Source organism: Metabacillus litoralis (assembly GCF_003667825.1).
GTDB lineage: Bacteria > Bacillota > Bacilli > Bacillales > Bacillaceae > Metabacillus > Metabacillus litoralis_B.
Window position 1 is genome coordinate 4,513,554 of the sequence record NZ_CP033043.1, and the last position, 25,861, is coordinate 4,539,414.

Annotated in this window: 18 protein-coding genes and 2 riboswitches; of the genes, 16 read left to right on the plus strand and 2 right to left on the minus strand. The window is 36.0% G+C overall.

Going from position 1 to position 25,861, the window contains the following annotated elements:
- The 14 genes from D9842_RS22075 to D9842_RS22140 all read left to right on the plus strand — a co-directional run bounded on the left by D9842_RS22075 (nucleotide 1) and on the right by D9842_RS22140 (nucleotide 20,238).
- Nucleotides 1–735: an MFS transporter gene (locus D9842_RS22075; RefSeq protein WP_121664326.1), complete on the plus strand. Its 735-nt coding sequence runs from the start codon at nucleotides 1–3 to the stop codon at nucleotides 733–735.
- Nucleotides 690–1,256, plus strand: a complete 567-nt coding sequence (locus tag D9842_RS22080; RefSeq protein WP_257536075.1) for an MFS transporter — start codon at nucleotides 690–692, stop codon at nucleotides 1,254–1,256. Before D9842_RS22075 ends, D9842_RS22080 begins: the two co-directional genes overlap by 46 nt.
- Nucleotides 1,257–1,385: 129 nt before the next feature.
- Nucleotides 1,386–1,850, plus strand: a complete 465-nt coding sequence (locus D9842_RS22085) for a DUF3237 domain-containing protein (RefSeq protein ID WP_218975595.1) — start codon at nucleotides 1,386–1,388, stop codon at nucleotides 1,848–1,850.
- A gap of 415 nt (nucleotides 1,851–2,265) precedes the next feature.
- A riboswitch (cyclic di-GMP riboswitch) is annotated at nucleotides 2,266–2,355 on the plus strand.
- Between the two features lie 304 nt (nucleotides 2,356–2,659).
- Nucleotides 2,660–4,411 carry a methyl-accepting chemotaxis protein gene (locus tag D9842_RS22090; RefSeq protein WP_121664328.1) on the plus strand — a complete coding sequence of 584 codons (1,752 nt, stop codon included), beginning with the start codon at nucleotides 2,660–2,662 and terminating at the stop codon, nucleotides 4,409–4,411.
- A gap of 135 nt (nucleotides 4,412–4,546) precedes the next feature.
- Nucleotides 4,547–7,642 (plus strand): non-ribosomal peptide synthetase, encoded by a 3,096-nt coding sequence (locus D9842_RS22095; protein ID WP_121664329.1) that lies wholly within the window; start codon nucleotides 4,547–4,549, stop codon nucleotides 7,640–7,642.
- A gap of 1 nt (nucleotide 7,643) precedes the next feature.
- Nucleotides 7,644–8,315: a 4'-phosphopantetheinyl transferase family protein gene (locus tag D9842_RS22100; protein WP_121664330.1), complete on the plus strand. Its 672-nt coding sequence runs from the start codon at nucleotides 7,644–7,646 to the stop codon at nucleotides 8,313–8,315.
- Nucleotides 8,316–8,719: 404 nt separating this feature from the next.
- Nucleotides 8,720–9,640: a nuclease-related domain-containing protein gene (locus D9842_RS22105; RefSeq protein ID WP_121664331.1), complete on the plus strand. Its 921-nt coding sequence runs from the start codon at nucleotides 8,720–8,722 to the stop codon at nucleotides 9,638–9,640.
- A gap of 1,197 nt (nucleotides 9,641–10,837) precedes the next feature.
- The gene (locus D9842_RS22110; protein ID WP_121665160.1) at nucleotides 10,838–11,812 is read left to right on the plus strand and encodes a tRNA dihydrouridine synthase; all 975 of its coding nucleotides are present in this window, start codon (nucleotides 10,838–10,840) and stop codon (nucleotides 11,810–11,812) included.
- A 137-nt stretch (nucleotides 11,813–11,949) separates the two neighbouring features.
- Nucleotides 11,950–12,047: riboswitch (guanidine-I (ykkC/yxkD leader) on the plus strand.
- A 60-nt stretch (nucleotides 12,048–12,107) separates the two neighbouring features.
- Entirely contained in the window at nucleotides 12,108–13,091 is a 984-nt protein-coding gene (locus D9842_RS22115) for an ABC transporter substrate-binding protein (RefSeq protein ID WP_121664332.1), read from the plus strand.
- 14 nt (nucleotides 13,092–13,105) lie between these two features.
- Entirely contained in the window at nucleotides 13,106–13,687 is a 582-nt protein-coding gene (locus D9842_RS22120) for a cysteine hydrolase family protein (protein WP_121664333.1), read from the plus strand.
- 19 nt (nucleotides 13,688–13,706) lie between these two features.
- Entirely contained in the window at nucleotides 13,707–14,522 is an 816-nt protein-coding gene (locus tag D9842_RS22125) for an MBL fold metallo-hydrolase (protein ID WP_121664334.1), read from the plus strand.
- A 469-nt stretch (nucleotides 14,523–14,991) separates the two neighbouring features.
- Nucleotides 14,992–17,661, plus strand: a complete 2,670-nt coding sequence (locus D9842_RS22130; protein ID WP_121664335.1) for a response regulator — start codon at nucleotides 14,992–14,994, stop codon at nucleotides 17,659–17,661.
- 34 nt (nucleotides 17,662–17,695) lie between these two features.
- Nucleotides 17,696–18,571 (plus strand): CheR family methyltransferase, encoded by an 876-nt coding sequence (locus D9842_RS22135; RefSeq protein WP_121665161.1) that lies wholly within the window; start codon nucleotides 17,696–17,698, stop codon nucleotides 18,569–18,571.
- A gap of 35 nt (nucleotides 18,572–18,606) precedes the next feature.
- Nucleotides 18,607–20,238 (plus strand): response regulator, encoded by a 1,632-nt coding sequence (locus D9842_RS22140; RefSeq protein WP_121664336.1) that lies wholly within the window; start codon nucleotides 18,607–18,609, stop codon nucleotides 20,236–20,238.
- 102 nt (nucleotides 20,239–20,340) lie between these two features.
- On the opposite strand, the gene D9842_RS22145 is transcribed toward D9842_RS22140, so the two are convergent.
- A complete protein-coding gene (locus D9842_RS22145) occupies nucleotides 20,341–21,195 on the minus strand; it encodes a formate/nitrite transporter family protein (protein WP_121664337.1) in 855 nt (284 codons plus the stop codon).
- A gap of 316 nt (nucleotides 21,196–21,511) precedes the next feature.
- Here D9842_RS22145 and D9842_RS22150 point away from each other — a divergent pair, with 316 nt between their 5' ends.
- Entirely contained in the window at nucleotides 21,512–22,327 is an 816-nt protein-coding gene (locus D9842_RS22150; protein ID WP_121664338.1) for an alpha/beta fold hydrolase, read from the plus strand.
- The gene (locus D9842_RS22155) at nucleotides 22,327–23,526 is read left to right on the plus strand and encodes a SpoIIE family protein phosphatase (RefSeq protein ID WP_121664339.1); all 1,200 of its coding nucleotides are present in this window, start codon (nucleotides 22,327–22,329) and stop codon (nucleotides 23,524–23,526) included. Before D9842_RS22150 ends, D9842_RS22155 begins: the two co-directional genes overlap by 1 nt.
- Before the next feature lie 78 nt (nucleotides 23,527–23,604).
- Here the strand turns inward: D9842_RS22155 and katG are convergent, their stop codons facing one another.
- Nucleotides 23,605–25,785, minus strand: coding sequence for a catalase/peroxidase HPI (gene katG, locus D9842_RS22160; protein WP_121664340.1), 2,181 nt, complete (start codon nucleotides 25,783–25,785; stop codon nucleotides 23,605–23,607).
- Nucleotides 25,786–25,861 lie beyond the last annotated feature (76 nt).

The window sequence follows — 25,861 nt, forward strand, 5'->3', positions numbered from 1 at the left end:
ATGAAAAATCAACTGTCAAATTCATCACGTCTCTATGAGTATCGACTAGTCATTCTTATCTTTTTTGCATGGGGTTTCTTATTTTTAGATAGATCAGCATTGTCCTATATAATCCCTGCTATGGTGGGAGATTTGGAATTAACAACTGGGCAAGTTGGACAAATCAATATGTGGCAAACAATCGGATTTGCTATTTCAGGGCCTATAATTGGTATGATTTCTGACAAAACTGGAAAAAGAAAGCCATTATTAATTGCAGCTATCCTGGCAACCGCTGTATTTTCTGCATTATCAGGGCTTGCAAACTCGTATCATTCTCTGTTAATCATACGATTCTTGGTCGGTGTATGTGAAGGACCAATTTATCCGTTGGCTATGTTAATGATCGCTTCTGCATCTTCCCCGGGACGCTTTGGACGAAATGCAGGCATCGTCAATGCGGGAGTCGCTGTTATCGCTGTTGCTCTTGGTCCAATTCTTGTGACTCAGACTATTTCTATGCTTAATTGGCATTGGGCGTTTGTCATCATAAGTATTCCTAGTTTAATTTTAGGATTACTAGTATATCTGTTTACTAATGAAATAAGTCCTGACAAAATCCACCAAACTGAGCAAAAGCAAAAAACAAGTTTTACCGACATTTTCAAATATAGAAATATGTTCTCTGCATGCTTATTGCAATTTTTGGTATGGGAGGTATTTGGATTTTCTATTCATATGTACCACTATTTTTGACTTCGGTAGGGCAGATGTCTATTGAAAGAATGGGAATGATAATGTCTGCAATGGGGCTTTTGGGAATCCTTACAACGATTGGTATACCAATGTTTTCAGATTATTTTGGTAGAAAAAAGACATTGATTATTTTCGCCCTTTTAGGAGTATTAGCTCCACTTGGTTTATACTTTTTCCCGGTCAGTACTTTCGGGATTATCCTCTTAATGTTATTCGGTGGAATGTTGGGAACTCTAACGCCTATTTTTTTTAATGTCATTCCTCAAGAAACGGTACCACCACATCTAACTGCAACTTCAGTCGCTATTATTATTGGAGTGGGCGAAATCTTTGGTTCCTTTATTGTAGGGGGTTCAGGTGCTTTAGCTGACGTCCATGGTTTCTCTTTCGTCATGATTGTATCCGCGATAGCGACTTTCCTCGTAGCTATCATAAGTTTTGGACTTATTGAGACTAATCAAAGAGTCAAGAAATCCAGCATATCTACCGTTACCGTTGAAAAAATAGCCGAAACAAAATAACAAGCACTTGGCAAAGGGTCAGGACTGCCTGTCGGGTAAGGTCCTTATGAACTAAGAGGGCTACGGCTTGTACTCTATTAAAAGCGAGGGTCTATTTCATAATAGTTAACTAGGAGGAGTTGATTCATCTTGTCATCGATTGGATTAGAATTTGTATTTCATGCGTATGTGACGATTAGCAAAGAATTAGAGATTGGCCCAGTCTCAACCGGTATTCGGAATATAGCACCGATAACAGGAGGAACTTTCGAAGGAAAAAACCTAAAAGGAATAGTTGTTCCAGGTGGAGCTGACTGGCAGTTAATTAGGGCAGATGGAATAATGGAAGTAGAAGCTAAATATACACTAAAGACAGATGACAACGCACTTATCTACGTAATGAACAACGGGATCATAAACTTACAAGAACTTCCACCTACTGGTTATGCTAGAACTTGCCCAAAGTTTGAGGTTTCACATGACAAATACACTTGGCTGTGCAAATCACTGTTTGTAAGTACGATTACCCCTATGGTAGATGAAGCTACACCTATGACACTAGAAAATAAATCTATGCTAAGTGCCGTGTCTGTTAATTTTTACCGTGTAACGTAAAATGAGATATTTAACGGCGATGATACATCCATGTATTCAAGAAGGGTTGTAAATTAGTAGATCTTCAATTAGACAGTAATGTTTTAATAGTTTAATGTAACACTGTTTGCTTTGAAATGTAACATCTCTTTAGTTACCTCGGTTTGATTAGCAAAACAGCTTAAAGTGGATACGCACAATTCAATATCTTCTTGAATGTTCTCTTTATGGAGTGTAGCTTGATGCTCACTCCTTTTTACTTTTAATGCATAATCATTTCAGAAGATTCATCTACAGCATCTATACCATAACCCGGAAGGTGTCCCAAAATCTATACTTATGACACCTTCGTTTATTTATCGGAATATTCAGTATTATTATTTCCGTATACCAATTATGAGAAAAGTATGATATATTACTTAGGGCTATATATCTAATTTAATATAGGCAAACTATTTGAAAAAATAGGACGCAAAACTATAGGGACTAAATACTAGACATAAGTATAAGTCAGCCAGTTGCATTTCATTCAATTACTACGGGGATTGTGTGATTCTTTTGGGCTACTTCTTATTGAAGTAGCTTTTTATTTTTAGGCTATTTTATAGCTTTATGTTGATTTTTCTACTTTGTTGATTGAAGTGAATGGTATTAGACTCCCTGACTGTCAGCAAAAACGATTTCCTTCAGTGAAAGCACCAACCAAGTTTAACAAAGATTATTTTTAAAAGAGTTAAGCAATTTGATGATATAGCCGATAGAATACTTGTAGCAATTTTTTGTTATTTCGCAATAGAATTTGATTAATAAGTTAAGGGAAGTGTACAACAATGAAGAAATGGTATTCTAATATATCATTAAAAACAAAAAGTATTTTATTTAGTATCATCACGACTACTTTAGTTGCTATTTTAGTAACGGGGGTAAGTTACTTTGTTAATTCTAAGTTTATGTTACAGAATCTTGTAACAGATGCTGAACAAACTGTTGAAACGTGGTCACAGGATATTGATCCTAAAGATGTAATGGAAGTAATGGAAACAGATGATGAGAGTAGTGAAGCTGCTCAGCGTTTGATCAGTCATTTTGATCAATTATCAAATTACCAACCTTCAGTTGCACAAGGTTATATCTTTGGTACCGAGCTGGAAAATGGTTCAGAAACGAGTTTAGTTGCTTCACCAACAGAATTATTAGACATACTTAAAGCGGAAGCGGATTTAACAGTTGGGGATATGTATGGTCAGCCTGATAATATTGTCAAGCTAGTAAAGAAGCTTACGGCTGAAAAGGAAATAGTGGTTTCTGATATTTACTCAGATGGTTTAGGAACTTGGATTACAGTTGCCAAACCATATGTGGATGAAAATGGTGAGGTTTATGCTTATTACGGAATGGACTTTAATGCACAAAGCTTTGTCGATAGCCAAAGAAATATCTTAATGACTGTAGGAATTATTCTATTAATTGTCGTTTTAGTTATTGCTGTGCTGGAATATTTCTTATTAGGAAAACTATATAAACCGATCGGTGAGCTTGCTAGTGGGATCGAATCTGTCACAGCAGGTAATTACGATGTGAGATTAAAAGAGTCGAATGATGAGATAGGTAGGGTAGCAGTAAGCTTTAATGTGATGGTTGATAATATAAGAAGTTTAATTAATTCGATTGGATCTGCTTCGAAGAATACGTCAAGTAACTATGACTCATTGTTCACTTCTGTAAGTAATACTAGTGAAAAAATGGATCGTATTACTACTGACGTGTCAGAAATGTCAGGAAGATTTGAATCTCAAAGTGGATCTGCTTATGAGATTTCCTCTTCATTACAACAATTGTCTGCTGGAGTAGAGACAGTGGCTCGTAATATTTCTAATGTTAGTGAAGGATCGAAAGAAACTGAGAGTCTTGCAATGAAAGGGAGTGACTCAGTTGATCAAGTAGGAAAACAAATGGGATTGATTAATCAATCGTCTCAAAACTCCGAAAAACTTATTCGAAATCTTAATGAACGTTCTAATGAAATTCATTCGATTGTTGGTCTGATTACAAGTATTTCTGAGCAAACAAGTCTTTTATCCTTAAATGCTTCCATTGAAGCAGCAAGAGCAGGGGAGCATGGGAAAGGATTTGCAATTGTTGCTGATGAAGTGAAAAAGCTAGCTGAACAATCAAAAGGTTCTGCAGAAAAAATTAAATCATTGATAGATTATATACAACAAGAAACAGAAGAAGCTGTTATTTCAATTAATGATGGGGTCAAATACGCGAACGCTGGTGTGTCTCTTGTAAAAGAGACAGGAATTCTTTTTGCTGATATTCTTGATTCTGCGCGCAATGTGTCTGCTCAAATGGATGAAATATCTGCAGCAACAGAACAAATGTCTGCAGAAAATCAACAAATTACAGCTACTTTTGAACAGTTTACAGATTTAACAACACAAAATAGCGATACAGTTATTTCATTAACAGATAGTATCAAGGCCCAGAAGGTTTCATTTGATACAATTGTTGATTCGGCACAGGATATGAAAAAGGTAATTGATACTCTTGAAGAAGCTGTATCAACTTTAAAAGTATAGTACTTAAAATTCTTTATTATTCACTAGGCCTATAGGGAAAAAGTCTCTATAGGTTTTTGGTGCTAAAAACTTTGCAGAGGGATCATTTTAAAAACTAAGGTTATTTTCAAATAAATAAGTAGGATGTGTTTATAGATGACAACATTAGTCAAACAAAAGCCTGTGAAGGTACTATCAGTAGAGGATGAGAACTTATGGTCAGGAATTAATCATACAGACCAATTTTTCCCTACTAATATAGGCTTACATAATGTTTTTGTGGAAACAGCTACCATGTATCCAGAGCATATAGCTGTTTCAGATGGTCGAGATCGAACAATTACGTTTAAGGCTTTAGACGAGAAATCGAATATGGTTGCTAATTATCTGATTTCACAAGGAATTCGAATTGGCGATTACATTTCGGTTTTTATGGATCGAAGTATTGAAGCAATTATTGCGATGCTAGGAGTTATGAAGTCTGGGGCAGTGTATGTGCCATTAACACCAGAAAATCCTGAGGAACGTAATCAATATATTATTAAGGATTCCTCGAGTAAGCTTGTACTAACATCTAAAGAACAAAAAGATATTTTAGCTAATTTAATGATAGAATCAGCCGTTCCTTATCTATCTATTGAAGATATTTCAGAAGAGAATACTGCGCCAACGGTCGTTGTTGAAAATTCTAACCTTGCTTATATTATATATACTTCAGGATCAACTGGTACGCCAAAAGGAGTAAAAATTCGCCATGAAAGCATTGTTAATTTTGGTTATGCATTGAAACGTGAATTTGCTATTTCTCCATCGGATGTATTAGCACAATTTTTTATGTTGTCTTTTGATGCCTCTTTTATTGAAGTGTGCACAATGATCTATAATGGCGCAAGATTACATTTCTTAACAAAAGAGGAACGTGTTGATGTGTCTGCATTTGCTGAAACTGTGCAGAAATATGGAATTACCCATGTTATGGCTTTTCCAGTCACTGCATTAAAACAGTTTTCTACTTATGCAAATGAAGATGATACGAAAAAAACTCACTCCTTAAAAATGATTGGTGTTGGAGGTGAAGCATTAACAGGTGAAGTGGTTCGCTTATTTCATAACAAATTTAAGCATGTTCAACTTGTTAATTTATATGGACCCACAGAAGCAACTGCTGCTGCCTCTTACTATCGAGTAGACGGGGAAAAGGATAGTAAAGTAGAAAATGTACCGATTGGAAAACCTTTTTCAAATTATAAGTTTTATGTTGTAAATGATGATTTGGAGTTGAATCCAGTTGGGGTTGAAGGAGAATTGTTAATTGACTCCATTTCTGTTTCAGAAGGATATCATAACTTACCTGAAAAAACAGAAAAAGCATTTGTTAAAGTTCCTTATTCCGATCGAGTTGTTTATCGCACTGGTGATAGAGTGAAATTATTGCCATCTGGTGATATTGAGTTCTTAGGACGTGTTGATCTGCAAGTCAAAATAAGAGGCTATCGGATTGAATTAGGAGAAATAGAGAATAGAATGTTTAGAGCCGATTTTATTGAGGAGGGGGCAGTGGTTCCAAAGGAAGTAAATGGTGATAAAGTCCTTGTTGCTTACTACTCAATAAAAGAAGGTCATCGTGCTACAAAGAAAGAAGTTATAGATATTATTTCAGACGGTCTACCAAGCTATATGATTCCTACTTATTTTATTGAATTGCCTTTTATTCCATTGTCTCCTACACTTAAAGTCAATCGCAACCATTTAATTACGTTACCACTAGAGAATTCAGCTTCATATGATGAGGATAAGAAGAAGCCTTCTAATAAAGTAGAAGCTAAGCTCCTGAAAGTGTGGCAAGAGGTCTTAGGGATAATGAATATTGGGGTTGACGAAAACTTCTTTGAGTTAGGTGGTCATTCCCTTAAGGTATTAGGTGCGTTAACTCTTCTGAAGAAAGATTATAAATCATTGAAAATAAATGATTTCTTTACGAATCCTACTATTGAGTCATTATCACAGTATATTTTAACAAATCAAACGAATGAAACGAACGTAAATGACTCTTTACAATTTAATAAAAAAATTAAACTTATTGAGCATCCAATAACTTTATCTACAAATAAACAAGTTCAACTGAAAGAACAAACAACTATTCTTTTAACTGGAGCTACAGGGTATTTGGGGTCTCATATTTTATTAGATTTGTTAAATGCTTCTACACATGTGATCTATGTATTAGTAAGAGCATCTAGCGAAGAAGAGGGATGGTCTAAGGTTCAATCAACATTAAATTACTATGCTACAACGGGATCACTGGATGATGAGAATATTCATAAGAGAATAAAGCTCCTTGTTGGAGATTTTAGTAAAGAGAATTTAGGGTTAAATGTGAAAGATCATAATAAATTGGGACAAATTGATTCAATTATTCATTGTGGTGCAGATGTACGCCATTTTGGGAGTGAAGAATCTTTTACAATGTCCAATGTTGTAGGAACAGAAAATCTACTGCAAATTGCTAAAGATCAAGGATGTCGTTTCCACTATGTTTCAACGATCGGAATTCCGGAAGAACTGGCTTTAGAGGGATATTGGGACAAATTCATAACGTCTGAAAATATTTCAGATGCACCTGATCTTCCAAATCTTTATACGAACAGTAAATTAAAGTCTGAGAAACTAGTAGAAAAGTTTTATCATGAAGGCATACCAGTGACAATCTATCGACCAGGTAACGTAACTTGTCATTTTGAATCAGGTAAGTTCCAGACAAACATTAATTCTAATGCTGTCTATCGCATGATTAAGAGTTTTATATTACTAGGTAAAGCTCCAAAGGTAGATGCAAATATGGATTTTGCGATGGTTGATATTGCTAGTAAATCAATTGTTGCATTAGCTTTAGATGATCAATCTGTTGGAAAGGTTTTTCATATTTGTAATCCTCATAATGTGTCATATGCAGACATGTTAAGCAGTATTAAGTCGTTTGGTTATCCTATTGAGCTAGTTGATCTAAACGTCTATGAGGACTGGTTATATAATGATAATCCGAAAAATCAAGAGGGATTAGAGTTGGCGATGGCAGGATTAGAGGGTGATGGAGCAAAGAATTCACCTTTAGTATATGCATGTCCTGCTACAACAAATGCGCTTAATAAAAAGGGCATTATCTTTCCTATTCCTGATGAGGATTTCATACATCGTATGTTAACACATGCGGTCGAAGTAGGTTTTTTACCTATTCCCAAAGAGATGGAATAGTATGAGGGATGTAACAAACCCATTAATTTATACGGCAGAAGCAACCTATAGTAAGATGATATATGATGAGTTATACCGTCATGCCTCTTTTTATGAAAAGAAGTATCTTGAGAAATATCAGCTTTTTAGGCAAAAATATGATTCATTATTAGGAATCTTTTTACTTAAAATGATTCAAAAAGATGAGTTAGATAGCTCGTATCCTATAACACATACAGATAGAGGGAAACCGTATTTTGTTGGATATAGTGGGGAGATCTCGATTTCCCATAGTGACGGTACCGTTGCAGTAGGTCTGTCATCTGGTAAATTAGGCATTGATATTGAAAGTGAATTAGTGGATATTGATGGTAGTTTATTTTTATCAGAGCATGAGCAAATTATCATCCAGCAACAAAAAGACAGGGATCTGTTAACAGAGCTATGGGTGTTAAAAGAGTCCTATGTTAAAGCATTAGGCTGTGGCTTCCTTTTAGATCCAACAACGATTTCTTTCTATATGATAGATAATGAATGGCATGTTAATGGAAGTAATTTCTCCTTTTCCTTGACAACTTTACCGAATGAAAAGATACTTTCTATTTGTAAAGAGCTTAAAACGGATGATCGAGTTGTTGCTATAGATGAGGAAGAGTTATTAGATTGGATCGTAGGAACTAGGTATAGATTTTAGGGGAAGCATAGGGACGTTCTCATAATCATTTTTAATAACTGTAAGTAGATGCTAAATGGGAGCTAATCCCTGAGATAAAGAAATATCTTGATGAGGTGACACCATGCACTTCTGACGATCAATGGAGTTATCGATCCACTTGCTTAAAGCTGCTAAACTACCATCGCGACCCAAGCTATGTGGAGTGTGTGGCGCAACTTATTTTGAAAGAAGGCAACTACCCCTTTGGGTGTTGCCTTTTGGTCTTTAAAAGGTGTAACAAGCAGAAATGGATTTTGATGAATTATATATAGGTCGTTGACAAAATTAGCCAACCATGAAACTATAAAGACAACCTCATATTGCCTCTATATTTACATACACCTATTAAAAATAGACTAAGTATTTGAAAGGAATGCTGTAAAATGATTCTTAAACCTCGAAAAATCCCCGAGCCCTTACAATTACGTTACTACTTAAAGCCCCGAATGACGTTCACGGATGGAGAATTAAAAAAGTTCCAAGCTGATGAAAAAGGCTTCGAAGGTGAGTGTCACTTTGACGAACTAATCAATCAATCCCCTGTCTCCACTTATCTTCAGCTAAATGATCTTCTTCTAGAATGGCGGAATACAACTTTTCAAATTGATACACTGCTCATTTCTCCATACAAAATTTATCTTTTCGATATCAAAAATTATGAAGGAGAATTTTATATCGAAGGTAATCGATGGTATTTATCATCTGGCATTGAGATAAAAAATCCTATCCCTCAGATACAGCGATCAGAATCCTTTCTTAGACCACTAACTCAAACTTTAGGTCTTAATCTTCCCATAGAAGCAAGTGTTATTTTTGTTAATCCCGACTTCACGCTCTATCAGGCAACTAGACAGCTACCAATCATCTTACCTACACAGATTAACTCTTTTATAAAAAGATTAGGTTCCCTTTCTATGAATTCAAACGGACATATGATAGATTTAGCAAAGAAATTGGCCTCTCTTCACATTGAAGATTCTCCTTACAATAGTATGCATATCCCTGAATATACCTATGATTCTTTGAAAAAGGGTGTTTCATGCTTAAATTGTGGGTCACTCTCGATTCGCTTAGATGGTAGAGGTCTTATGTGTGAGAGGTGTGGGGGAAAAGAGGAACTACATGTTGGTATAATGCGGACGATTGAAGAATATAGGGCGCTTTTTCCGAAAAGACAAATCACCGTTTCCGCTGCAAATGATTGGTGTAGGCTTGGCATGACTAGGCTTAGAATGCAAAAAATATTGAAAGAGCATCTTGTGATGGATAAGGCTGGGAAGTCTACGTATTACAGCTTTAGGTAATAGTTTTGGGTATGAAAAGTGTAGAATGCAAAAGTTAAAGGGGAATTTGTATGCTTTTATAAAGGTAGGCAGTGTAAAAGTATACGAAAAATCCAAAAAAAGGTAAGATTGACCACGAAAAGGACCAAAATTGCAAGAGATATCCACTTGTGTATCGTTTTTCAGTGAAAAAGTGACAAAAGCATGCGTAAAAGAGAAATGTGAATGCTTTTATAAAGGTAGGCAGTATAAAAGTATACATTAAATCCAAAAAAAGGTAAATATGACCACGAAAAGGACCAAAATTGCAAGAGATATCCACTTGTGTATCGTTTTTCAGTGAAGAAGTGACAAAAGCATGCGTAAAAGAGAAATGTGAATGCTTTTATAAAGGTAGGCAGTATAAAAGTATACGTTAAATCCAAAAAAAGGTAAAAATGAAAGCGAAAGGGATAAAAATTGTAAAAAACACCCATTTACGTATCGTTCTTCAGTGAAAAAGTTATAATTGCATACGAAAAAGAGAAATGTGAATGCTTTTATAAAGGTAGGCAGTATAAAAGTATACGTTAAACCCAAAAAAAGGTAAAAATGAGGGCGACAGGGATAAAAATTGTAAAAAACACCCTTTTTCGTATCGTTTTTCAGTGAAAAAGTGATAATTGCATACGAAAAAGAGAAATGTGAATGCTTTTATAAAGGTAGGCAGTAGGCAGTATAAAAGCATACACATAAACTCCAAAAAAAAGGAAAAGTTAACCACATAAAGGACTAAAATTGTAAAAAACATCCATACGCGTATCGTTTTTCAGTAAAAAAGTGACAAAAGCATACGAAAAAGAGAAATGTGAATGCTTTTCTATAGAAAGGTATTACTAAACCATACACAAAATTCATTATAAGAGCAAAAAAGTCAGACTTACTCCGATTTCTTTAAAATGCTCTAACAAATTCGGGGACTTTTTCCTGTTAACTCGAAATCACTGAGTATTTTCCCGATACCCTCCCCCTTAATTTTGCCAAACTTTAAAGTAACAGAACCACTAAACCCTAGTAGACAGACAAAATAATATAGAAGTAAAAATTAACAAATCAAATCAATTTGATAAAAAGTACTCAAGCATGGTATAAGTGTTAAAGGAGCAGAACCATTTGCTTTTTTAATTTTGGGATAAGAGGTAAACTATCATCCCATAATGAGAGGATTTGAGTTTGAAGATGACTGAAAATTTTTGGCGTGATTTACCACGGCCATTTTTTATACTAGCACCAATGGAAGAAGTGACGGATGTTGTTTTTCGTCATGTAGTGAGTGAAGCAGCAAGACCGGATGTGTTTTTTACGGAGTTTACAAATTCGGAGAGTTATTGTCATCCAGAGGGAAAAAAAAGTGTTCGTGGGCGTTTGACTTTTACAGAGGATGAACAACCGATTGTAGCCCATATATGGGGGGACAAGCCTGAGTACTTCAGGCAAATGAGTATTGGTATGGCGGAACTTGGATTTAAGGGAATCGATATCAATATGGGTTGTCCAGTACCTAATGTGACGCAGCACGGAAAGGGAAGTGGCCTGATTCGTCGGCCAGATGTTGCAGCAGATTTAATACAAGCTGCAAAAGCAGGGGGATTGCCTGTTAGTGTAAAGACAAGGCTTGGATTCTCGGAATTAGACGAATGGCGTGAATGGCTAACGCATATATTAAAGCAAGATATTGCCAATCTTTCCATTCATCTGCGTACAAGAGACGAAATGAGCAAAGTACCTGCTCACTGGGAGCTAATTCCGGAAATTAAGAAACTTCGTGACGAGGTGGCTCCAGATACACTCTTGACGATCAATGGGGATATCACAGACTATCAAACTGGCTTAAAGCTTGCTCAAGAATATGGTATTGATGGTGTTATGATTGGACGAGGTATATTCCATAATCCATTTGCCTTCGAAAAAGAGCCGAGAGAACATAGTAGTGAAGAATTGCTAGATCTCTTAAGATTGCATATGGATCTTCATGATCAATATTCAGGTTTAGAGCTTCGTCCGTTCACGGCTCTTCATCGCTTTTTTAAGATCTATGTCAAAGGGTTTCGAGGGGCAAGTGAGTTAAGAAATAGATTAATGAATACAAAGTCAACAGATGAGGTTCGTGCATTGCTCGATAACTTCGGATCAGAGAATTTTGATGAAATATAAAAACATTGATAACGGAATCAGGTGATACTGGTTCCGTTATTTGTATTGTAAATGACTCATTGCTCTAAGAAAAAACATGTAAGCTTTCCTAACACCCTTGTTGAGAAGGTTTAGTTATTGCTATATTTTTAGATTGTAGCGATGTTTTCTAGGGTTCCGCAATGAAGAATTGGCTGGTCCAAGAGAAAACACATGTGGATACACATGTACACGGAGGGATAAAAGCCCGGGAGGAGATATAATATTTCCTCTCGGGCTTTTATTTTTTATCAAAACTAAAAAGGGGGAATCTTCCATGAAGAAGTGGATAGGAATGTTAGGTTTTGTTTTAATCATTAGTTTGTTGTCAGCGTGTGGAGGGGGTGAACCTGCTGCTGTTGAAAAGAAGACGAAAATAAAACTTGGTTATAATGTTTGGGTTGGAAGTGCAGGAGTATTTGTAGCTGATGCTAAAGGTTACTTTCAAGAGCAGGGGCTTGATGTTGAATTAGTGGAATTTGCGAATCCAACAGAAGCTGCACAGGCATTACTTTCTGAACAAGTGGATATCACGATTACAACATTAGATACACTAGTTGTTTTAAAGGGTAGTGAAGATGAAGAAAATCCATTAAATATATTTCACGCATTAGATGTATCAAATGGAGCGGATGGAATTATTGCAAAAGCTGAAATTGAGTCTTTAGCAGATTTAAAAGGGAAAAATGTCGCAGCCACTGTTGGTGCAGTCAATCATTTCTTACTTAACTATGCGTTAAAAGAGGTAGGGTTAACAGATGCAGATGTGAATTTAATTAACATGGACCCTGATGCTGCAGGAGCTGCTTTAATAAGTGGACAAGTGGATGCGGCTGTTACGTGGGAACCATTTCTATCTGAAGCACAAGCTCAAGGAGATAAACTCCTTTATTCAACCGCAGATGCTCCAGGGGTTATTGTCGATGTCATGGCAACAAGTGAAAAGATGATAAAAGAACATTCAGATGAACTTAAAAAGCTGGTTGATGCAATTGATCAAGGTGTCGAGGCATTTCAAGGTGAAGAGGAAGGGACAGCAAAAATTGTTGGAGAAGTTATTGGTGTAGAGGCTCAAGAAGTAGGTCTATATATGGATGGAATTGAATTGTTCAAGAAAGCTGAAGCAGAAGAGTTATTAATTACAAATCAGTCTGAGACGGAAAAAATGATTAAAGAAATTTCAGCCTTTTTTGTAGAAAATGAACATATGGAAAAAGAGATTGATCCCACTACAGTTATTAATCCATTAATCTTTGAATAAGGAGGCTAATGAACATGGCAAACGTCCAAGAGAAAGCTGCACTTTTGATTATTGATGCACAAAAGGGATTTATGGATTCAGTTTTTGATGTTGAAAATGCGGTTAACATCATTAAAAATCTAGTGGATGCTGCAAGAGAAGCGAGCATTCCAATCATTTATACTCAGGAAATGCACAGAAAAGAGCGAGTTGACTTTGGTAGAGAGTTAGATGGATCAGAAGGCATTCATTGTTTGGAAGGGACAGACGATGTAGAGCTAATTGACGGTCTGTCTCCTCAAAACGGAGAATATATAATAAAAAAACGTAGATACAGTTGTTTTTTTGCAACAGATCTAGAAATCTTGTTAAAGGGCCTTGATGTAAACACTTTGATTATATGTGGTTTTTTAACCGATGTATGTGTGCATTATACATGTGTGGACGCACATCAACATGATTACCATGTAAAAGTTGTATATGACGGAGTAAGGGGCTCAACAGAGGATGCCCATCACGCAGCATTAAAAGCAATTAAGTACTTGCAAAAAGATTCAGAAATATATTCTGATCCATGGATTCGTACTTTGCGGAATCAAGTAATACAATCGAAATAAACTGGAAAGGAGTATCCTAATGATCATTCATAAATCAAACAATGTGACCGTGTTTCAAAGTGCCGTTTTTCAATTGAATACAACAGTTGTCGCAACAGAAGACTTAATACTTGTTGTTGACCCTGGATATCTTCCATACGAAATTGAACAAATTCGTATATATGTTGATAAGATAAAAGATGATCGTCCTATCTATCTCTTCTTTACACATTCTGATTTTGATCATATTGTGGGTTACGGAGCATTTCCTGATGCTAAAACAATAGCAAGTGAGCAATTTGTAACGAATAATCTAAAAGGAAGTCAATTACAAGCAGCGATCAATTATGACGATGAATTTTATATTGTTCGTCCCTATCAATTGGAATACCCTAGAATAGATTTTATGATTAAAGAGGATGGCGAACAATTTCAGGTAGGTAAAACATTGTTCAATTTTCACTATGCTTTTGGGCATAATCACGATGGTCTCATCGTAACAGTGGAATCTGAAAATCTAGCGATTGTAGGAGATTATCTTTCAGACATCGAATTTCCTTTTGTCTACTTTAGTTTTGAACAATATGGTCGAACATTAAAAACCTTGAAAAGTATATTCGAAAAGAATAGTGAACGGACTTTGATCACAAGTCATGGCACAGTGACAAGTGATCAAAGCCAAATAACTAAACGGATAAGTGATTCATACGAGTATTTAGAGTTTGTAAAAATTCAAGGTTCAGGGGAACAATTTGAGCAGTTTATGGTAGAGAAAAAATATATATTTTCAACTATTTTCAGAAAAAGACATCAGGATAATATAATGGTGTATGAGCGGGAGTGTGAGCACAGTTAAAGTACTTTTTAAAAGTACTTGTTGCCAGCCATTTTGTATATAAAAGAATAGAACTGCTGGAAACAGTGATACTTATATTTCTATCCCCTCTTTTTTATTGTTTCTCCTAAAGTAGTTGGAAAAATACTTAACTAGTTGTTGATTGCTAATGATTTATAAGTTAAATACTTAAGCTCCTGGTTTCAAAGGAAGATCGTTTTTGTGAACTAAATAATGAATGAGAAAAGAGTTAGTAATGCTGACTCTTTTTTTGTATCAAAAAACACTTTCGTATAAAATCACTTTTTATAAAACTTCTCATAGATAAAATAGAAGCTAGCCATTCTACCGATAATCCTCTAGCTTTTATACCAAAAATAAAATACTTTCAAACTTACCATCAATAGGAAAAAAGATGGCCTATTAGTGATATTATAGTAGGGGACTAAATCTTATGAAAATTAAAGCGAAAGTGAGGTAGCAAAGCTTCGTGAACTTTAAAACAACTTTATACATCGGTTTTGGAGTTGTGATTATTGCAATGGGGATTATCACAAGTATTATTATTAATACCTATCAAAACCAGACACAGCAGATGAATGAACTTGTGAATGATCGTTATATTAAGATTGAACATGCGAATAATATTCGTTATGAAATGAGTTCTATTGATTTAGATAACATAAGTGAAAGAAATGAGATTGATCAACAATCCATTCAATTGTCCGAGAAGGCCTTTCAAAGGGCGAATCAGAAATTAGTAGAGTTAGAGAAGTTAATAGATATTCAACAGGCAAAGGATATATTTGCAAAACTCTCTAACAACTATGATTCTTTTCGATTTAGTTATGATGAGTTAATATCGAATCAAGCAAGTGATAGCGGCTCAAACTTGCTAGAACGTGTAAAAGAAGATAAAGCAAATCTAACTGATACTGTAGAAGAACTAATAAACTTTCAAGAAAAGGTCATGCAGGATACTTTAAAGCAAACAGAGGAAGCATATAGTAATGTGTTAAAAAACATATTGATGGCTGGGGCGATTGGTCTTCTCTTTGCTTTAACAATTACGTTTATCGTTGTAAATAATATAACAAAACGGTTACGAAAGTTTAAGAGTGTATTAGTCACATTAGCAGATGATCATTATGGGTATACGAGAGTAGATATTCATTCGAATGACGAAATCGGTCAGATTGCAAACGCTTATAATGAATTAGTCAGTACTTTAGAAAAACAAGAACAAATTGAACAGCAATATCGAATAAAAATAGAAGATCAGAACTGGTTAAAAACAAGCATTGCCGAATTATCTGTCCTCATACAAGGGGTTAATGATTTAAACTTAGCAGGCGAACGTTACATACAGAAACTCTCCCAAACCATTGGGGCTAGTTATGGTGTCCTATATTTATTACATGTGGATGAGGAGAATCCTTATTTAGAAAAGCTTTCTTCTTACGCGTATACTACACCAAAAAGTAATAAACTTGCACTCAATAGAATTCATATTGGTGAAGGCTTAGTTGGTCAATGTGCAAAATCAAAAGAGATGATTTTGTTAGAAAACATTTCTCATGATTACATTCAAATCTCTTCAGGGCTAGGCCATACCAATCCAACGAGGATTGTCATTGTGCCTATTGTTCTTGAGGATGAGTTGTTAGGTGTGATAGAGCTTGCAACACTTCAACCAGTTACAGATCTTCATCAGGATTTTCTTGTGCAGGCAAATGAAATGCTGGGAGCTACCTTTAGCAGAATTTTTAAGCATCAACAGGTAGAAAAGCTTCTAGAGGAATCACAGATTTTAAATGAAGAACTTCAAACACAATCTGAAGAATTACAGTTGCAGCAGGAAGAATTGCGTACGATGAATGATGAAATTGAGGCACAATATCGAAGTGCTGAGTTAAAAACAAAAGAATTAGAAGAGATAAAAGATAGACTTGAGCAAAAGACAAAAGAGATTATAGCGAGTTCAACATATAAATCTGAATTTCTAGCAAACATGTCTCATGAGCTTAGAACACCTTTGAACAGTTTATTAATCTTATCGCAGATGTTGCTCGAAAACAAAGAACAAAATCTTACGGATAAACAACTAGAATATGTTAATACAATTTTTACATCTGGTCATGATCTCCTTCAATTGATTAATGATATCTTAGATCTTTCAAAAATTGAATCTGGCAAAATGGAGATAGTTGAGGGTGAGGTGTTTATTACAGATATCGTCAGTTCTCTTCAACGTCAGTTCATGCCTATCGCTAAGAAAAAAGGCTTAGAATTTATGTTTGAATATGATGTGGATTTACCAGATATCATTTTTACAGATGAACACAGAGTAAATCAGATTTTAAAAAACCTTTTATCCAATGCCTTTAAATTTACTGAAAAAGGACATGTACAATTACAGATTGCTTCAACGACTCAAAAGAATGAAAAATTCATCGCATTTTCGGTCACTGATACTGGAACAGGAATTGCAAAGGACAAGATTTCTGCTATTTTTGAAGCCTTTACTCAAGCTGACGGGACAACGAGCCGGAAGTATGGCGGAACAGGACTTGGTCTATCGATTTCCCAGGAGCTTGCTAGACTTATAAATGGGACGATCTCCTGTGAAAGTATAGAGAATCAAGGAAGCACCTTTACTCTCTATATACCCCAAGGTGAAGAACTGAAACAAAATGAAGTAGAAAGTGATGTGACCGTTTCGATACCGGCAGATTCTACAGATTCTTCCGAGCATGAAGTGGCGACTACAAACGAACAGCCTCTACTGATTGGCAAAAAGGTACTAGTTGTAGACGATGATATGAGAAATATTTTTGCGTTAACAAGCTCTCTAGAAGCAGCTGGTATGGAAGTGAGCTTTGCAGAGAATGGAAGAGATGCAATTAAAATTCTGCAAGAAGAAGAGGATCCAGATATTGTGTTGATGGATATTATGATGCCTGAAATGGACGGGTATGAAGCGATGAGAGTGATCAAGAATATGAAGGGGTATGAAAACCTTCCAATCATTGCCTTAACCGCAAAGGCTATGAAGGATGATCGACAAAAGTGTATTGATGCCGGTGCATCTGATTATATTAGTAAACCTGTTAATCTTGAGCAATTGTTTTCAATTATTCGAGTTTGGTTACATCATTAACTAATTTTCTTTTTTAGGTGATGCTATGACATATATGAAGGAAGATCAACATGAATCAGCTTCAACAATGACTACACCAGAAGACTGTACAGATTTAGAACGTATTGAAATACAATTACTTTTAGAAGGAATTTTCTTGAAGTACGGGTTTGATTTTCGGAACTATACATTTAGCTCTATTCGGAGGAGAATTTGGCATCGTATAAAGATAGAAAAGCTTCAAACAGTAACTGCTTTACTAGAGAGAGTTTTACATGATCCTGCAACAATGGAGCGGCTATATGCGGATTTTTCAATCAATGTTACTGAAATGTTTCGTGATCCTACCTTTTTTAAAGCCTTTCGAGAAAAGATTGTTCCCGTACTAAAGAATTTGCCTTCCATTCGAATCTGGCATGCAGGATGCTCGACTGGAGAAGAAGCCTTCTCCATGGCCATCCTATTACATGAAGAGGGCCTTTATAAAAAAACGAGAATTTATGCAACTGATATGAATGGCAAGGTCCTTGAAAAGGCTCGAACAGGGAAATTTCCGTTATATCGAATGAGGACTTATACGAGTAATTACATCAACTCTGAAGGGAAAAATGCATTTTCCGAATATTATACAACCAAGGATGAGTATGCATGCTTTCATTCCTATTTAGCAGAGAATATCGTTTTTGCACAACATAACCTTGTGACTGACGGATCTTTTAATGAGTTTCACGTAATCATATGTCGCAATGTCCTCATTTACTTTGACCGTGATTTACAAGAACGTGTTCATCAGTTGTTTTATGACAGTTTAGCCACTTCAGGAATACTAGGTCTCGGAAATCGAGAAGGCCTTTCTTATTTAAATTATGATAACCGATATATTGATCTAGATAAAAAAGAGAAGCTTTACCAAAAGCAAAGTCTTTCTTAGATAAACATAAAAAATATGATAAGGGCGAGGTGCTTATGGAAAAACCGATTATTAACATCTTAATGGTAGATGACAGACCAGAGAATTTACAAGCCCTTGAAGCAGTGTTAGGTTCTTCTGGTTATCAATTAACAAAAGCCTACTCGGGTGAAGAAGCACTAAAATGGCTGTTAAAAAAAGAATTTGCCATCATCCTTCTTGATGTACAGATGCCTGGTCTGGATGGTTTTGAGACAGCTAAGCTAATACGGGCTCGAAAAAAATCAAAGGAAATTCCTATTATCTTTATAACGGCGCTCACACAAACACAGGATTATGCAATTAGTGGGTATGACGCAGGTGCAATTGACTTCCTGTTTAAACCATTCAATCCCTATATCTTAAAAAGTAAGATAGAAGGCTTTGTTAAAATATATGAGACGAAGTGGCAGCTTCAGATGCAAAACGAGCTCTTACAAAAGCAGGCGAAGCAGTTAGATGAGGCACATTCAAGACTTGAGCAATTAGTAGAGAAGCGTACACAAGAGCTTCGTCATACAAATGATAGTCTACAAAAGGAAATAGTAGAAAAACAACGTATTCTTCAATTAGCACAAGATAATGAAGCTAAATACAGGCATCTTGTTGAAGATTCACCTGTGGCTATTATTCTTCATGAATTACATAAAGAAAACTGGACTTTTATCAATGAGACTGGAATGAAAATGTTAGGTGGGCTTCATGTACAAGATATTCTCTCAAGAACGCTATATACCTTTGTTCATCCTGATGAACATGAAGTGGTAAAGAAACGGATTCAACGGGCACTTCATGGAGGGAAAGTTGAGGATAACGAATTAAAGCTAGTGGGTCTTGATGGGGAAATTATTCTTGCGGCAGTTACAATTATTCCTTTTGAATATCTTGGAAATCCCTCTGTACATATTGTTGCAAGAGACATTACAGATATGAAAAAGACAGAAGAATATATTTCTCAATCTGAAAAGCTTTCAGTAGTAGGAGAGCTTGCTGCTGGTATTGCACACGAAATTCGAAATCCACTAACAAGCTTAAAGGGCTTCACGCAATTATTAGATTATAAAGATGGTACAGATAATCCGTATATACCGATTATGTTAGAAGAAATTGATCGTATTAACACAATTGTAAGTGAACTATTGTTGTTAGCTAAACCAAATGAGGGAGACTTCAGGAAAGTCAAAATGACTGAGCTTCTACAAAATGTAGTAATACTTATGAATGCTCAAGCTAATTTGCAAAACATTGAAATTAAATTTCATAATCTTGTAGATCAGGAGCATGATTATATTGATGGTTTAGAAAATAAACTCAAGCAAATTTTTATTAATCTCTTAAAAAATGCAATGGAAGCAATGAAAACAGGCGGCGAAATCAATATTAACATGATGATAGAGGAAAACCTATTAAGAATTCAGTTTTGTGATCAAGGCTGTGGGATCTCAGAAGAGCACCTGGCCAAAATCGGGCAGCCTTTCTTCACAACAAAGGAAAAAGGAACTGGATTAGGGTTAATGGTTTGCAAAAGTATTATAGATAGTCATCACGGATATATGGATATTGAAAGTAAGGTTGGGGTTGGAACAACCATTACGTTAACATTTCCATTATGTGATGTTTATAGTGAGACAGAGTTAGAGAATGTTTAAATTTTAGAATAAACTTGCTTGATTATAAAAAAGACGAGTAGAAAGTAGGTGTGGGACTCCTACTAATCTTCTCGTCTTTTTTATTTAGTAAGAATGTTATTACTATTTAATCTTATTTTGAATCTCGTCATTATACGCAAATGAGAATAGCAATGCGACCATAATCGCTCCACCAATAATATTTCCAATACTAGCTGGAATTAAATTATAAAAAAATTGATACCAATTGTACGTATGATTACTGAAAACTCCAATACTAAAATATCCCATATTTGCTGCACTATGTTGAAAATTTCCGGCAACAAATAAGATAACAGGGAGTAATGTACCGATAATTTTACCGGTAATATCACGGGCAGCGGTTGTTAGAAAAGCAGCCATACCAATGAGCCAGTTGGCCAGGATACCTGAAATCATAATCTCAAAAAATCCCCATGTCCCATCTGATAAAAAGCTCATTTTATTATGATTGATGTAGTGATTTAAATCTTGAAAGAATTCTGGGGAGAGTGATTTTGATAAAACGATAAGTGTCCCAACAAATAAAGCTCCTATGATATTCCCGAGGTAAGTCGCTAGCCAAAATTTTATAATCTTTAAGCTCATAAGGGAAGGTTTCTGAAATAAATAACTTGGTAATAAAACGTTGACCTCAGTAAAGAGAATGGCTCCTGAAAGAAATACCATCGCATACCCTGTTGCAAATCCCACACCTGCCATCAAATGAGATACTCCCTTTATGTCAATTCCCATTGATAGCAAAATAGAAAAAGCAGCACCAAAAGCCATAAACGCCCCGGCTTGTAGAGATAATATAAATTGGGAGCTCGTTTTTCTATTAAGGTGGTCTCGTCCCTTTTGACTAAAATTATGTACAATTTGAGCTGGGTTAAAGTATTGTCGTGATGGCTCGTGGAACGCTTCATTCTCTTGTTTCTTAGTGTTGTTTTCAATCATATTTTGTCGCCCCTTTGTCAAAGGTTGTTTCTACCTTATACCCGTTTGGGCGTTATTTTAACGTAATTTTTGTTTTGTGTAATGAAGTTGAAATATAAAATCATCTAGCTTCTATTTAAAAATGGTAAGAAAAAAGGTATACAAACGAATTGATTATCATACCAAACAATGTCCTAATTGCAGGACATCTGTTTTTAAATAGGGACAGTGTACCTGTCCCTATTTACGTTCTAAAATATCAACCATTAAATCCCAAACTTTATCATATGAATGTTATGATGGTAGTAGCGATTTTAATGTTAAGGAGATATTAATAATGTCAACAGATGCTCTAACTCGAAACAATGTTACAGTTAAAGGGAAAGGGACGAAGCGGGTGATTTTTGCACCTGGTTTTGGTTTTGATCAAAAAGTTTGGGAAGCTGTTTCTGAATCATTTGAAGACGAGTTTCAAGTGATTTTATTTGATTATGTTGGCTTTGGAAATTCAGATCTATTGGCTTATACTCCTAAGAAATATAGTTCTATATATGGATATGTGGAAGATTTATTGACCATATGTAATGATATGGATATAAGTAATGCCACCTTTGTGGGGCACTCAGTTGGTGGAATGATCGGTATGTTAGCATCTATTCAGCAGCCAGAGTTGTTTTCGAACCTGATCATGATTGGGCCGTCACCCTCCTTCTTGAATGAAGCACCAGAGTACAATGGAGGGTTTGATAAAGAGGAGCTTGATTCTTTATTAAATCTGTTGGTGAAAAATTACTTTGACTGGACTACAACCATTTCTGAATCGATTATGAATGGTTCTGAACAAACTGAAATGAAGATGGAGATAGAAGACCACTTTCGTAAGAATCATCCTAATATTACATACCGCTTTGCTGAGGTTTGTTTTTTTACAGATTACCGAAAGCATTTACCAAACGTTTCGGTTCCAACTTACATTATACAAAGTGCAAACGATGTTTTTGTGCCCAAAGAAGTTACCGACTATATGAAAGAGCAGATTCCAGAATGTGCAGTTAGCTATTCGACAGCTATAGGTCATTGTCCGCATATTAGTCATCCGAAAGAAATTTCCCATTTAATCAAAAGTCATCTGAATACCTATGGTGTTATGTAATGGAAACGAATGTAAATAACATACCAGGCGGGTATTTGACTCTTTCACCTAATTTCAAAATTTTGTCAGTTAATCAAACATTACTGCAATTCATTCACTATGATAGTGAACAATTGATTGGAAAGAGTATTCGCTCCATCCTTTCAAAATCCGCACAAGCATTCTTTCAATTTGCTTTTTACCCGCTTATTATCCAGAATAAACGAGTAAATGAAATGTTTTTAGAGTTGATGTCTCATACCGGTGAAGAAATACCATTCCTTATGTATGCCACCAAAGAGAATGGAATCATCACATGTATGTTTGTGCCTAACAAGAAAAGAAATGAATACGAAAATCAATTACTGGAAGCAAAGAGGATTGCTGAGGAAAGATTAGTAGAAAAAGAGAAGATGAATGCTGATTTAAAGAAAGTCTTGCTAAAACTAGAAGAGAAACAAAATGAAATAATAATGATGAGTAAAGAAAATGATAAATATAAAATAGATACCCAAAGTGAGCTAAAGTTAGCCAAAAAAATACAGGAGACTACTTTAACGGAAGCGATAAATAACAAAGATCTTCAAATTGAATCCTATTATCGCGCTTCTAATGAATTGTCTGGTGACATATATGGATTTCATCAAATAAATGAAGATCAATATGGAATTATCTTGTTGGATGTAATGGGTCATGGCATATCTTCATCTCTCATTACGATGTCACTTGTTACTCTGTTTCAACAACTAATATCAAAAGGATTACCACCAGAACAAATCATGAAAGCATTGGATGATAAAATGCACAGTTTGTTTGAGAATGAAGAGGAAGCCTGGCATTATTGTACTGCTGTATACATTTTCGTTGATATAAAGAAACAAACCATAGAATACATAAATGCTGGCCATCCACCTGCGATTTACCTTGATTCTAAAGGAGTACAAAGAGAACTGAAAACACAGGGACCACCAATTGGAACGTTCAAGGATATCCAATTTAAAAACTCTGTTTTTTCATATACAAAAGGTGCAAGAATCCTTCTGTATACGGATGGGGTTTCTGAGCCTCTTGAACAGGATCGTTTAAGCTTACTGTTACAACAACATGCCTCTGCTCCTTTACATGTCTTTAAAGAAGAATTATTAAAAACACTCCAAGATGAAGGAAACGATTATGAAAAAAGTGATGATCAATGTTTCATCTTAATTGATCTAAAATAAAAAGCACTCAAAAATCCATTGAAGCGGAATTTTGAGTGCTTTTTTTATATAAAACTACTATAGGGTTCTTAACAATGTTTATTTAAGATCAAAACGATCCGCATTCATTACTTTAACCCAAGCAGAAACGAAGTCTTTAACAAATTTCTCTTTGTTATCTTCTTGAGCGTAAACTTCTGAAATCGCACGTAGAACTGAGTTTGAACCGAATACTAGATCAACTCTAGTTGCTGTTCGTACTACTTCACCTGTATTGCGGTCACGTCCTTCGTATACGCCTCCGTCTACTGGCTTCCATTCTAAGCCGATGTCCAGTAGATTTACGAAGAAGTCGTTAGTAAGTGTACCTACACGATCAGTGAATACACCGTGCTTTGTGCCACCGTAGTTTGTACCTAGAGCACGCATACCACCGATAAGCACAGTCATTTCTGGTGCAGTAAGACCAAGTAGTTGAGCTCTGTCTACAAGAAGCTCTTCTGGGCTAACACTGTACTCTTTCTTTTGATAGTTACGGAAACCGTCAGCAACAGGCTCTAACACGTCAAAGCCCTCTACTTCAGTTTGTTCTTCTGTTGCATCGCCACGTCCTGGAGCGAAAGGAACTGTTACATCAAAGCCTGCATCTTTTGCCGCTTTTTCTACTGCCGCAGTACCACCTAGTACAATTAAGTCAGCTAGGCTAACTTTTTTCTCAAGATGACTTTGGATGTCCTCTAGTACAGAAAGAACTTTTGAAAGCTGTTCAGGTTGGTTTACTTCCCAATCCTTTTGTGGAGCAAGGCGAATACGTGCACCGTTTGCGCCACCGCGATTATCCGATCCACGGAATGTGCTTGCTGAAGCCCAAGCAGTTGTAACTAACTCGCTAATTGTAAGTCCTGAATCTAGAATTAGTACTTTGATTTTTTCTACTTCTTCTTCTGTTAATTCATAATCAACTGTTGGTACAGGATCTTGCCAGATAAGATCTTCTTCTGGAACCTCTGGACCAAGATATCGTGATTTAGGACCCATGTCACGGTGTAAAAGTTTGAACCATGCGCGAGCAAATGCATCAGCAAACTCATCAGGGTTTGCATGGAAACGACGTGCAATTTTTTCGTAGGCTGGGTCATGACGCAATGCTAAATCAGATGTGAACATAACTGTTGGCACTTTTTTAGATGAATCTGCTGCATCTGGTGCAAGATCTTTTTCATCAGGGTCTACAGCCATCCATTGGTATGCTCCAGCTGGACTCTTAGTTAACCACCATTCATATCCGAATAATAAATCAAAGTATCCATTATCCCATTGAGTTGGGTTAGCTGTCCAAGCGCCTTCAAGACCACTAGTGATTGTGTCGCCACCTTTTCCACTTCCGTGAGTGCTTAACCAACCTAAGCCTTGTGCTTCAATTGGAGCTGCTTCTGGTTCTGGACCAACATGTGCAGCATCTCCTGCACCGTGTGCTTTACCGAATGTATGTCCACCTGCAATAAGTGCAACAGTTTCTTCATCATTCATTCCCATACGTCCGAATGTTTCGCGAATGTCGTGAGCACTTTTTAGTGGATCAGGTTTACCGTCTGGACCTTCTGGATTAACGTAAATAAGTCCCATCTGAACAGCAGCAAGCGGATTTTCAAGCTCACGGTCTCCAGAGTAGCGGTTATTTCCTAGCATTTCAGTTTCAGTACCCCAGTAGATGTCTTCTTCTGGATGCCAAATGTCTGCACGTCCGCCACCGAAACCAAAAGGCTTTAGACCCATTGATTCAAGTGCAACGTTTCCTGTTAGAAGCAATAAATCAGCCCAAGAGATCTTGTTACCATACTTTTGCTTAATAGGCCATAGTAATCTACGTGCTTTATCAACGTTGGCGTTGTCAGCCCAGCTATTTAGTGGAGCAAAACGCTGGTTACCTGTTGAACCACCACCACGACCGTCACCAGTACGATATGTACCAGCAGCATGCCATGACATACGAATAAACATTGGACCATAGTGACCATAGTCTGCAGGCCACCAGTCTTGGCTGTCTGTCATTAAGTCATGAAGATCCTTTTTAAGAGCTTCATAGTCTAGCTTTTTGAATTCTTCAGCATAATTAAAGTCTTCTCCCATAGGGTTAGATTTTTTGTCATGCTGATGAAGAATATTTAAGTTTAACTGGTTAGGCCACCAGTCTTGATTTGTTGTACCGCTAGTTTTAGGACTAGTTGCGCCACCGTGAAATGGGCATTTTCCAGTTCCTGTTGTTCCAAAAGATTCCATTTTTCCAATCTCTCCTTTTTGTAAAGTAAATATTAGTTAATCATTTATACTAAATTATAATAATTCTTACATTATC

What these genes read in the sequence shown, in the direction of transcription:
- D9842_RS22075 (WP_121664326.1), top strand. Translation starts at nt 1, where the DNA reads ATGAAAAATCAACTGTCAAATTCATCACGTCTCTATGAGTATCGACTA.
- D9842_RS22080 (WP_257536075.1), top strand. Translation starts at nt 690, where the DNA reads ATGGGAGGTATTTGGATTTTCTATTCATATGTACCACTATTTTTGACT.
- D9842_RS22090 (WP_121664328.1), top strand. Translation starts at nt 2,660, where the DNA reads ATGAAGAAATGGTATTCTAATATATCATTAAAAACAAAAAGTATTTTA.
- D9842_RS22095 (WP_121664329.1), top strand. Translation starts at nt 4,547, where the DNA reads ATGACAACATTAGTCAAACAAAAGCCTGTGAAGGTACTATCAGTAGAG.
- D9842_RS22100 (WP_121664330.1), top strand. Translation starts at nt 7,644, where the DNA reads ATGAGGGATGTAACAAACCCATTAATTTATACGGCAGAAGCAACCTAT.
- D9842_RS22105 (WP_121664331.1), top strand. Translation starts at nt 8,720, where the DNA reads ATGATTCTTAAACCTCGAAAAATCCCCGAGCCCTTACAATTACGTTAC.
- D9842_RS22110 (WP_121665160.1), top strand. Translation starts at nt 10,838, where the DNA reads ATGACTGAAAATTTTTGGCGTGATTTACCACGGCCATTTTTTATACTA.
- D9842_RS22115 (WP_121664332.1), top strand. Translation starts at nt 12,108, where the DNA reads ATGAAGAAGTGGATAGGAATGTTAGGTTTTGTTTTAATCATTAGTTTG.
- D9842_RS22120 (WP_121664333.1), top strand. Translation starts at nt 13,106, where the DNA reads ATGGCAAACGTCCAAGAGAAAGCTGCACTTTTGATTATTGATGCACAA.
- D9842_RS22125 (WP_121664334.1), top strand. Translation starts at nt 13,707, where the DNA reads ATGATCATTCATAAATCAAACAATGTGACCGTGTTTCAAAGTGCCGTT.
- D9842_RS22135 (WP_121665161.1), top strand. Translation starts at nt 17,696, where the DNA reads ATGAAGGAAGATCAACATGAATCAGCTTCAACAATGACTACACCAGAA.
- D9842_RS22140 (WP_121664336.1), top strand. Translation starts at nt 18,607, where the DNA reads ATGGAAAAACCGATTATTAACATCTTAATGGTAGATGACAGACCAGAG.
- D9842_RS22145 (WP_121664337.1), bottom strand. Translation starts at nt 21,195, where the DNA reads ATGATTGAAAACAACACTAAGAAACAAGAGAATGAAGCGTTCCACGAG.
- D9842_RS22150 (WP_121664338.1), top strand. Translation starts at nt 21,512, where the DNA reads ATGTCAACAGATGCTCTAACTCGAAACAATGTTACAGTTAAAGGGAAA.
- D9842_RS22155 (WP_121664339.1), top strand. Translation starts at nt 22,327, where the DNA reads ATGGAAACGAATGTAAATAACATACCAGGCGGGTATTTGACTCTTTCA.
- katG (WP_121664340.1), bottom strand. Translation starts at nt 25,785, where the DNA reads ATGGAATCTTTTGGAACAACAGGAACTGGAAAATGCCCATTTCACGGT.